The sequence below is a fragment of the Mucilaginibacter sp. genome, assembly GCF_028288105.1.
Classification (GTDB): Bacteria; Bacteroidota; Bacteroidia; order Sphingobacteriales; family Sphingobacteriaceae; genus Mucilaginibacter.
The window spans coordinates 1-8,005 of the sequence record NZ_JAQBOI010000137.1 but is presented as its reverse complement, the minus strand read 5'-3'; the positions used below and the strand labels follow the sequence as shown (position 1 = coordinate 8,005).

Here is an 8,005-nt window from a genome sequence, read left to right as displayed (position 1 = left end):
CGTAAACCACGTGCGCCAAGCTTAAATTCCATTGCTTTATCAACAATAAAATCAAGCACATCGATATCAAATTCCAGCTTTACACCTTCGTACTCAAACAATTTTTTGTACTGTTTAAGCAGGGAGTTTTTTGGCTCGGTTAATATATTGTGCAGTGCTTCGCGGTCAAGCGGGTTAAGGTAAGTTAATACCGGTAAACGGCCTATAAGCTCGGGGATCAAGCCAAACGATTTCAGATCCTGCGGGGTAATGTACTTGTACAGGTTCTTCATATCTACCTCGCCATCATCGCGCTTTAATTTGTAACCTACGGTTTGTGTGCGTAAACGGTTAGCGATCTTTTTCTCGATGCTATCAAATGCGCCACCGCAAATAAACAGGATGTTGCTGGTGTTAACCGTGATCATTTTTTGATCGGGGTGTTTACGGCCGCCTTGTGGTGGTACGTTAACCATGGTACCTTCCAGTATTTTCAGTAACGCTTGCTGTACGCCTTCGCCGCTTACATCACGGGTGATGGATGCGTTATCGCTTTTGCGGGCAATTTTGTCCACCTCATCAATATAAACAATACCGCGTTCGGCCGTATTTACGTCGTAATCTGCAGATTGCAGCAAACGGGTTAAAATACTTTCCACATCCTCGCCTACATAACCGGCTTCTGTTAATACAGTAGCATCGCATATACAAAACGGAACGTTAAGAATTTTAGCCAGGGTTTTTGCCAATAAAGTTTTACCCGTACCGGTTTCGCCCACCATAATGATGTTCGACTTTTCTATTTCTACCTCATCCTTATCAATACGCTGGTTTAACCTTTTGTAGTGGTTATATACAGCTACAGACAATACCTTTTTAGCATCATCCTGCCCAATAATATATTGATCAAGGTGCGATTTTATTTCGGCTGGTTTCAATATAGCAGGTACCGCAGGCGACGCTTTAACTTTACGCACCTTCAGCTCTTCTGCCAATATCTCGTTTGCCTGATCAACACATTTATCACAAATGTGCGCATCAAGCCCGGCTATCAGCATCAGGGAATCCTGCTTGCCTGCTCCGCAAAACGAGCACCTTATCTCCTTGCTGTTCTTGTTCATCGTATCGTATTTTATCAAAAATAGTAATTTGATAGGTTATAACAAAGCCTTCTGTTGTTTAGAAGGCCTTGCCTTACCCTATACTATTTTTATTTACTTGTATTAGCTCTTAAAATTTCATCAACCATACCAAATTCTTTTGCTTCTTCAGCAATCATCCAATGGTCGCGGTCTGATGCATCCCAAACAGTCTGATAATCAGTACCACTATGGTCTGCTATAATTTGATACAGTTCTTTTTTCAGCTTTGTGATCTCGTGATAGGTGATCTCGATATCTGACTGCTGACCTTGCGCACCGCCCGATGGCTGGTGTATCATTACCCTTGCATGTGGTAAAGCCGCACGCTTACCTTTTGTACCTGCTACTAATAATACCGCACCCATTGATGCTGCCATGCCTGTACAAATTGTAGCTACATCATTTGATATAAATTGCATAGTATCATATATACCTAAACCCGCGTAAACTGAACCACCCGGAGAGTTGATATAGATCTGGATGTCGCGTTTACTATCTGCCGACTGCAAGAACAGCAATTGGGCTTGTATAATGTTTGCGATATTTTCATAAATAGCATCGCCCAGGAAAATAATGCGGTCCATCATTAAACGCGAAAACACGTCCATTTGGGCCACATTCATCTGGCGCTCTTCGATGATATAAGGTGTCATACCGGTAATACCGGCCCCGGTAACAATACCTGATGGGGTACTGTTGCGGTTTATACCGCCAATAAATCTATCTACATAAGTACTGCTAATGCGGTGGTGTTTAACAGCATATTTTCTGAATTCGTTTTTATCTGGATTACTGTTCATGTGTTTGTATTTTATTTGTTGTGGTGCGGGTTGGTTGTCCCGCGATAAATATAGTTTTTAGTTGAATATATTTTTTACTAATTAGTTTGGTGAAAGTAAAAAAAAAGCCTCACCTAAACCTCTCCAAGGAGAGGACTTTAAAATAAGTCCGGATTAGCCCTCTCCTTTGGAGAGGGTTGGGTGAGGCCTATAACACAAAAGCATCTGCTGGTAGGCAAATGCTTTTGGTGAATATGGTTATTGAACTATACTGTTTATGCAGTAAGCTTGTTAAAATCAGAGAATAAGATCTCTTTTTTATCAAGCGTAATAACACTCTTAATGTAATCAAATACCTTAAGGGCTTTTACTTGTTCAAATACTTTATTAGCATTCTCTTTGTTTTGCAGGTATTGCACGGTGTACTGTCCCAACTGCTCATCGCTTAAAGCTTGTGGGCTGTACATTCTAAACTGTTGGTCTAAACTGCCTTTTGCAAACTCAAACACTTCTTCGTATTTAACATCGATGTTGTTATCCTTCATCAATTTATTTTCGATAAGTGTCCATTTCAGGTTCTTAGCAAAATCGTTGTATCCGCCTTCCAGTTCTTCTTCGGTCAGTTTCTCGTTCGTAGCTTTTAACCAACGTTTTAAAAATGCATCAGGTAAATCAAAACTTACTTTTCCAATACTGTAGTTATAAATTTCGTCCTGCAGTTTGCGGTCAGCATCCTGCACCATCATCATTTCTAACTCTTCGGTTATTTTAGCCCTGAAACCAGCCTCGTCAGTAACTACACCTTCACCAAATAATTTATCAAAGAACTCCTGGTTTAAATCGCCTTCTTCTAAACGGTTAACATTTTTAACAGTTAGCTTAAAGTTTGATTTTAGATCAGCTGCTTCATCTTCTTCAATTTTTAATAAACCTGCAACCTTAGCTGCATCATTATCAAAAGCCGCGTTGATGTCAAATACCAATTCGTCGCCTTTTTTCAAACCAATTAACGACGCTTTAATTTTGTCATCTTTAATTTGATCTAAACGTACCGATGCGGTATTGCTTATGCCATCCTCAAAAACAGAACCATCCGGAGAAAGCTGTGTTAATTCGGCATAAAGAACATCATCATCTGCCGATACGTCAGGATTTGTCATTTTGCCATAGCTGCGACGAATGTTTTTGATACGAGACTCTAAAGTTTCGTCATCAACTTTTATTACATACTGCGGCAATTTATCTTTCGATGAAAAATCGATATCAAACTCTGGCGCCAAACCAACTTCGTAGTTAAACTCGAAATTATCGGCAAAATCCCAGTTATATTCTTTTTTATCGTCAACTTTTGGCAAAGGCTGGCCTAATACTTCAAGTTTTTCTTCGTCTAAATATTTATTTAAAGTATCAGATAACATGTTGTTGATCTCGTCAACCAAAATGCTTTTACCGTACATTTTTTTGATGTGCCCAACCGGGACCATACCCGGACGAAATCCTGGTAATTTTGCTTTTTTAGCATGGTCTTTCATTGCTTTTTCAACCCTTGGCTGGTAATCTTCGGGGTTAATGTTGATCTTAACAACTGTATTCAGGTTATCAATTTTTTCCTGTGATATATTCATCTTTTTTACCGGGTATTAATTTAATCCTTTGAAAATATAACCGTGATGGCTATACAAAATTCGAGGCGCAAAAGTATGAATTTATTTTGAATTTTAATTGGCTGTTGGCTTGCTTTGAAATTTAACAACGCTGTTTTTTACAGGCTTAACTGTTTTTAGATAAGCGTATATAGCTCCAAGGTCATTTTCGTTCATGCCACTATAGCGCCACCAGGGCATTATGGTTTGAAACTCGCCCGGCTTTACCACAGATGGCTTTAATGTGCCATTTTCAAACTGTTTAAACCTGCTTATAAATTGCTCTTTGGTCCATTTACCAATGCCGGTACCATTATCTGGCGATATATTGGCCGAACGTAAAGTTACCCCGTTACCAATATTATATTCGTTACCACCGGCTAAATCCATCCCTACAATAGGCACTCCTTTATCAGCTTTGGTATGACACTCGCGGCATGCCGCTGTTTGCACTAAATACGCGCCGTATTGTAAGGTATCGCTTTCGGCCGGCCTTTTAGCGGGTTCCGCTTTTTTAGGCATGGTGTTTACAAGCAAGTTTAGCGGAAAATCAAGTTTACGCTTAGGGTATGCAGCCTCATGGGACTCTAAAGTACGTATGTAGGCGATGATATCATAAACATCTTCCGGATCCATTTTTGAGTAAGATTGCCATGGCATAATAGGGAATATGGCCGAACCATCTTTTTTAACGCCTGTAGTTATAGCGCGGTACAATTCTCCGTCTGTCCAGTTTTTTAAATTTGCCGGTGTAATGTTGGGTACATACACCTCGCCCGGAAAACTAATGCGGCCATCAAACTTTTCACCGCCCGCGCCTAAGCCGTTAGCTACTATAGGGCCTGCAAATTTATTCCAGTCGCGGGTGGAGTGACAATCGATACATACGGCAACATGATTGGCCAGATATTTTCCTCGTTCAATTCGTTGCGGGGTTAAATCAACCTTAATATTTTGCGCTTCGCCAACATTGGGCAAGGCAAATGTAACGTAAGATATAGCTACAACAATGATGAGGGCTATAGTGATGGCTATGTACGCCATCCATTTTTTAAACTTCTTCATGATAAAGATTGGGGTAATGTTAATTTAGGTAATGTTATTTAAACAACAAAGACGGCTTTTGGCCGTCATATGTTACAGTTAACTTCAACTAAATTAAGCATTTAATCTAATTTCTTTATAGATGAAGCGCCCGATTGATCGTTGTTCACTTTTGCCGGGTTACCACGGTATGATATATCTGACGCGCCGCTGGTATGTACATCCAGTTCGTTTAATACATTTATTTTACATTCGCTGGCACCCGATGTGCTTATTTTATATTTGCCTACCACAAAATCCAACGCCTCTACTTTACCTGAACCGCTCAGGTCAACATCATGCGAAGCAGCTTGTCCCTTTAAATAGATCTCGGTAGAACCGCTGCCACCTGTATGCACATTTGCTGCATTAAGGTCAAGATCTATTTTGGTAGAGCCCGAAAGGTCGATGTTCAAATCCTTTGTATTTATGCGCCCTGCCGATCTTACCTCAACCGCACCAGATGCGTCTATCTCGTCCAGGTTTTTCACACCTATAATAATTGTGGTTTCGCCACTGCTGCAAACATTTCTGCGGCTATGTACTTTTAATGTGCCGCCTACAACGGTAGTTTCGATGTATTTGAAAAGATTATCGTCTGTAGTAATAGATATTGATTGTGTACTATCTTGTTTAAGGGTAACCTTGTATCCGCCAGAGATATCAACTTTTGTAAAGTCGGTCATTTTACGGGTTTCGGTTCTTACGTTGCCTGTACCCTTTACGCATCTAAACCGCCTGCACGAAGAGAAGAGGGTAATTGATACGGCTGCTATTAGTACTAATATTCTAAAATTAAAATTTTTCATAATGGTTTAGTTTTCTTTTTGGACGATAATTATGGGTATGAAGTTACACTAAAAATGAAAAAAGCCATCGCTTATGTGACGGCTTTTGAATATATATTGCCTTTTTTAAAATCCGGGGGTTATAAACCTGCCAATTCGTGTTGTTTAGCTTTTGCTGCTTTGTCTGGCATTTGAGTTTTTGTAGAATTTACAGCTACAAAATCTTTATGATCAACGTTTGCTGGTTTTGCATAATTTAAGCTGTAATCGTTTACGCTACCTGTTAAGCTTGCTTTAGCGTTATCGTTTACATTTACGGTTGCTTTGTAAGCTTCTATGTTTAATTGTGCAGATGCAGTGTTGTAAAGGCTAACTTCGAAATCAAGTCTTGCTAATTTACCAAATGATTTTACTTCGGCGTTATCATAAGCGGCTATGGCTTGTAAGTCAGCAGCGGTTACCCAAACTACTAATTTTTGGTTTGCATAAGATGATATGCGTAATACACCGTCCCGGCTTTGTACCAAAGCGCTTTCTGAGTAATATTTGTTGTAAACTTTAACCTGATCGGCAGTACCGTCAGATACGTAAAGCTCAACATTTCCATGGATCTCGATCTTGCTGATCTTGCTCACATTTTTTAATACTGTACTTACTTCGTCGTTATTATTATTTGCGTTTGCGTAAGTGTTTTTTGTGGTTACCACTGCCATAATCATTACGGCTACCATGGTTAAGATTGTTGTTTTCATTTTATTAATATTTTGATTATGAATACTATAAGTTGTGTTATGTTATTAAATACACATATATGACGAACCCGGTAAAGAAACGTTACAGCCAATTAGTGTGTATTAGACACAGTGCGGGTTTATGTCGGTAAATGGTAGAATTTTGACGGTGAAAGGGGAGGAAAATTTAGCGCTATTAGAGTCAAGAGGTAGAAAATCAAGAGACAAGCCCCCTATCCTTGAGCATAGCGAAGCATCTATTCGACAAGATGCTATTAGCCTCCTTTCCGGGTTAACTCACCCCCTGCCCCCTCTCTGCTACGCAAAGAGGGGGTGTATAATTTCTTAATTTTTTTACCCTCTTTCCGCTTGGCGGAGAGAGGGTCGACCAGCGCAGCGTAGTCGGGGTGAGTAAACTCGCCTGGTTACCAACTCAATGCAGTCCCTTTTAAGGGACGGATCAATAATCCATATGATTGGCTTTAGCCAAATTCAGTTTGATAGTTTTGGCTAAAGCCGGAAAAATCTCATTTGTTATCCGTTGGCTAAAGCCAACGGCAATGAAACTTTATGTCGCCGGAGGGTTTAACGTAGTGGGCTCTACGTTACCTTGCATACGGCATAAGTCTCTTTCAAAAGCCCCCGGGGAACGAAATGACAACTGCTTTTATACCCCCCATTTGGAGTAGCCCGGGATAAGATTAAACAAAAAAACCACCGCATTAAGCGGTGGTTTCCTGAAATATATGTTGAACTTTTGCAAAAGTAGTACTTATAGAATGGCTAATTCTGGTGTGTTAGCCTTAACCGGTATGTTGGTTATTGTTTTGTTTCCGTTTACAGTTGCCAGGTTAGAGTGGTTAACTGTTGCAGATTGATCTTGTTTTAAGTTATAATCGTTAACGTTACCGCTGATGTTTGCCTTTGCACGGTCGTTTACGTTAATGCTTGCTTTGTAAGCGTCAATGTTTAAGTCGGCAGATGCAGTATTGTTTAACGTTACCTCGATGTCTAATTTCTCCAGGTTACCAAATGATTTAACTTGTGAGTTATCATTAGCAACAATTGCTTGCAGATCGTTTGCGGTTACCCAAACCACTAATTTTTTATCAGTGTATGATGATATACGCAGTACGCCGTTTTGGCTTTGCACCAGCGCGCTTTCAGAATAGTACTTGTTATAAACTTTTACCTGGTCTACAGTACCGTCAGATATGAACAGTTCAACGTTTCCGTGCAATTCTATTTTGTTGATCTTGCTAACGTTTGTTAATACAGTGCTTACTTCGTTGTCGTTATTATTAACAGCTGCGTAGGTTGATGTTACAGTGCCTAATGCTAAAGTAAAGATGGTGGCTATGGTTAAAAATTGAGTTTTCATTTTATTATTATTTTGATTGTGAGTGTTTTAATATTTTCTTGTTTTTAAATACATCCATATGACGCCCTCGGTTACAAAACGTTACATCGATTTTCGGTGTAATAGATGTACAGCCTGTTTATGTCGGTAAACGGCGGTTTTGTGACGGTGAAATGGCAGATTATTTTTGAAACAGGGGGTGCTTTTATCCATGCCACTACGAAGAACGAGGCTGTCTTATAATAAAAAGTAATGAGGTAGCATTATGGCGTTGCCTTTGGCCCGGGCTTTACACTCATACGCGCACAGGCATTAGGCTCAAGGCCGGTATCCGTTGCAATCCCTAACGCGAAAGCACCTTTTCTGCTCGCAATTGTAAGGGTTACGTAATTCGGTAACAGAATCAGGTATTTTTATTTGTTGTTTAGGGTGACCATATCGATAGGTTTCTTGCCGCTGATCCCCTGATGTGGTCGTTCCCAGTTGTAATAAACAAGGTA

At 40.0% G+C, this 8,005-nt stretch carries 7 protein-coding genes; all 7 read right to left on the bottom strand.

Annotated features, from left to right (window positions below; translation table 11 throughout):
- The coding region (clpX, locus tag JWQ85_RS09465; RefSeq protein WP_299467266.1) for an ATP-dependent Clp protease ATP-binding subunit ClpX at positions 1-1,100 on the bottom strand (1,100 nt) is incomplete at its 3' end.
- 89 nt (positions 1,101-1,189) lie between these two features.
- Positions 1,190-1,921, bottom strand: a complete 732-nt coding sequence (locus tag JWQ85_RS09460) for an ATP-dependent Clp protease proteolytic subunit (protein ID WP_299467264.1) — start codon at positions 1,919-1,921, stop codon at positions 1,190-1,192.
- A 254-nt stretch (positions 1,922-2,175) separates the two neighbouring features.
- Positions 2,176-3,525 (bottom strand): trigger factor, encoded by a 1,350-nt coding sequence (gene tig, locus JWQ85_RS09455; protein WP_299467262.1) that lies wholly within the window; start codon positions 3,523-3,525, stop codon positions 2,176-2,178.
- A 93-nt stretch (positions 3,526-3,618) separates the two neighbouring features.
- The gene (locus JWQ85_RS09450) at positions 3,619-4,608 is read right to left on the bottom strand and encodes a c-type cytochrome (RefSeq protein WP_299467260.1); all 990 of its coding nucleotides are present in this window, start codon (positions 4,606-4,608) and stop codon (positions 3,619-3,621) included.
- Positions 4,609-4,709: 101 nt separating this feature from the next.
- Positions 4,710-5,435: a head GIN domain-containing protein gene (locus JWQ85_RS09445; RefSeq protein WP_299467259.1), complete on the bottom strand. Its 726-nt coding sequence runs from the start codon at positions 5,433-5,435 to the stop codon at positions 4,710-4,712.
- A 119-nt stretch (positions 5,436-5,554) separates the two neighbouring features.
- Positions 5,555-6,166, bottom strand: coding sequence for a DUF2807 domain-containing protein (locus JWQ85_RS09440; protein ID WP_299467257.1), 612 nt, complete (start codon positions 6,164-6,166; stop codon positions 5,555-5,557).
- A gap of 751 nt (positions 6,167-6,917) precedes the next feature.
- The gene (locus JWQ85_RS09435; protein WP_299467255.1) at positions 6,918-7,526 is read right to left on the bottom strand and encodes a DUF2807 domain-containing protein; all 609 of its coding nucleotides are present in this window, start codon (positions 7,524-7,526) and stop codon (positions 6,918-6,920) included.
- Positions 7,527-8,005: the final 479 nt, after the last annotated feature.

Bases quoted from the DNA above. Each gene is read 5' to 3' on its own strand.
- JWQ85_RS09460 (WP_299467264.1), bottom strand. From the start codon at position 1,921: ATGAACAGTAATCCAGATAAAAACGAATTCAGAAAATATGCTGTTAAA.
- tig (WP_299467262.1), bottom strand. From the start codon at position 3,525: ATGAATATATCACAGGAAAAAATTGATAACCTGAATACAGTTGTTAAG.
- JWQ85_RS09450 (WP_299467260.1), bottom strand. From the start codon at position 4,608: ATGAAGAAGTTTAAAAAATGGATGGCGTACATAGCCATCACTATAGCC.
- JWQ85_RS09445 (WP_299467259.1), bottom strand. From the start codon at position 5,435: ATGAAAAATTTTAATTTTAGAATATTAGTACTAATAGCAGCCGTATCA.
- JWQ85_RS09440 (WP_299467257.1), bottom strand. From the start codon at position 6,166: ATGAAAACAACAATCTTAACCATGGTAGCCGTAATGATTATGGCAGTG.
- JWQ85_RS09435 (WP_299467255.1), bottom strand. From the start codon at position 7,526: ATGAAAACTCAATTTTTAACCATAGCCACCATCTTTACTTTAGCATTA.